The 2267-nt window shown below is 32.6% G+C and carries 2 protein-coding genes; one reads left to right on the top strand and one right to left on the bottom strand.

Features of this window, described 5'->3' with window-relative positions; translation table 11 throughout:
* Positions 1 to 497: filamentous hemagglutinin N-terminal domain-containing protein (locus CKF54_RS08060; protein WP_119525826.1), on the bottom strand; the 497-nt coding region annotated here is incomplete at its 3' end.
* Between the two features lie 1127 nt (positions 498 to 1624).
* On the opposite strand from CKF54_RS08060, the gene CKF54_RS08055 reads away from it, so the two are divergent.
* Entirely contained in the window at positions 1625 to 2251 is a 627-nt protein-coding gene (locus CKF54_RS08055) for a thermonuclease family protein (protein WP_119525825.1), read from the top strand.
* The last annotated feature ends 16 nt before the right edge of the window (positions 2252 to 2267 follow it).

Raw genomic sequence — 2267 nt, 5'->3', positions numbered from 1 at the left:
TTTTGTCCAAAGACAATACCTGCTGGGTTAACAATAAATACTTGACCGTTTGATTGTAATTGACCAAGGATTTGTGAAACTTGTCCACCAAGCACACGGTTTAATACCGCTGTGTTTGAGTTTTGTTGTAAAAATTTAACGATCTCGTCATTCTTGATGTTAAATTTTTCCCAGTTAATAATGGTGTTTGGATCAGTTTTATATGTAGTTACTAATCCTTCAGTAATTTGTTGTACATTACCGTGTACAACTTTTAAACCTTCACGACTTAGGTCAGCTTGTACACCAGTTGAAAAAGCTAAAGAACCTAAGGTAAGAATGGAAGAAGTTGTGAGAATGGAACAATTTCTAAGGAACTTAGAAAGTTTACTTGTTGAAGCTGCTTCTTTGGACGCAGTATTCGCAGATTTTCCTGTAACAGCGTTAGTCGCCAACTCAGAAACCGCTGTTAAAGCTGCAGCTTTTTTATTGAACTTTAATTTATAGATATTATTCATTTTGCTACATATAAATTATTAGAACTTAAAGTTCTATTCATGCCAATGATATAAATATTTATTACAACTAGCTTCCGATAAAAGTAAGATCTGCCATATCTAATTTTTATCTTTGCCTAAAGCGCCCTTTTTGGTAAAAGAGCTAGAGCTTTGAGTTGTTTGGGGCTAAGTTGTGAATAAATATTTTTGAAAGTAGTTTTGGAAGAGTTTTCCGTGAGAAATGAAAAGTATAAGCTTAATTTAATCTGTACCAAGTTGCCAAAAAGATGCAAAGCTAGTTAGTTGAAAGGAAAAATGTGGTTAATTTGGTAGTTTTACTAGGCATTTGCAGAAATAAAGGTAGATTAAAAGCAAAATATTAAGCTTATGAGAAATAAACATATACCGTGTATTTTATTATACGTTAACCCTGCCGAATGTTAAGATATTTGAATTTTTGTTTAAAAAGATTACTTTTTTCTAAGATGCTTTTATGCTTAATAATCAACGATTTAGTCATGGGGGGGGGTAGCGTAGCTTTTTAAAAACTTTCGTAATAACCAAGTAAAAAAGTATGTTATTGGTCAAAAATAATTTCATAATTCTAGCTATGCTCTTAAAAATTAAAGTAGCTAAAAATTAATTACTTAATTCAACTTAATAACTTTTAACAGTAGAGATTTTGATAGGTTTTACCTAGGAATTACCTAGGCTTTTTGGCTATATTCCGCTAAGAATTTTTAAATTTTGGCAAGTTTAGAAGTGGGAAAAATTGGTAAAGGTTAGGTGGCAAAGTATCAAATTTTAAAATCAGAACTTAGAGGGGAAAAAGTAGATATGTAAAATAATATTAGGGGTAGTTCAAGCTAGTAAATTTTTAGTTTAACAGGCAGCAAGAAAGTAGAGAAGCTAAGAGACGAATAAGAATTTAAACCATTGAAGAAAACTGTTGGAAGAAAGTAGCGTTGACATTTGGGAGAACAGCTCAAGTTAAGTAAATTAAAAGTATTTACCAAGACGGTTTTTCTTTAACTTATTTTTCCTTGATAACTTTGTTGAACTACTTGCGTAAACTTTTTTAGAAATATCGGCAGTTCAATGTTAAGATATAGCAACTTAAAGACAATTTAGACATTGGTGAGCTTTAAATGAGAAAATTAATTTACTTTTTATCGATTATTGTAACAGCAGGGATTGCTTGGTTTGGTACCGAGGGGTCAGTTAGCAAAGCTAACTCTTCTAGTCCAGTAAGAATTAGCACTATCTCACAACTCCCTTTAAGTGAAAGTTCTAGCGTTATTTCTGCTTCGAGTGTAGATAATTTAAGATTAACTTCTTGTCAGGTTTCAAGTGTATACGATGGAGACACTTTTCATTGTCGAGTAGGTAACCAAACGATTAAAGTTCGTTTACTAGGCATAGATGCTCCTGAAGTTAAACAAACTTATGGACAAGAATCTGCTAGCTTCTTACGTAGTTTAGTTGTAGGTAAAACTATTAAATTATTCACTACGGGTACTGACAGATATAAACGTTATTTAGGAAATGCTTTCTTGCCTCAAGGTAATGGTTATTTAAACGTAAACCAGTACCTGCTGGAAAAAGGTCAGGTTTGGTTCTACCGCTACAGCAATAAGAATACAGAGCTGTATACTGTGTATGGGCGTGTAGAAAGTAAAGCACGTAATGGTAAAGTAGGATTATGGAATCCTAGTCTTTACTCTAATGGTAGACCAGTTGAACCAAAAACATGGCGCGATAGTAGTAAAAGATAAAAATAAAACTCTCTAG

Origin of the sequence: Psittacicella hinzii, from assembly GCF_003585885.1 — a bacterium.
Lineage (GTDB): Bacteria > Pseudomonadota > Gammaproteobacteria > Enterobacterales > Psittacicellaceae > Psittacicella.
Note: the sequence above shows the minus strand (reverse complement) of the source record. Positions and strands in the feature narration are given on the sequence as shown.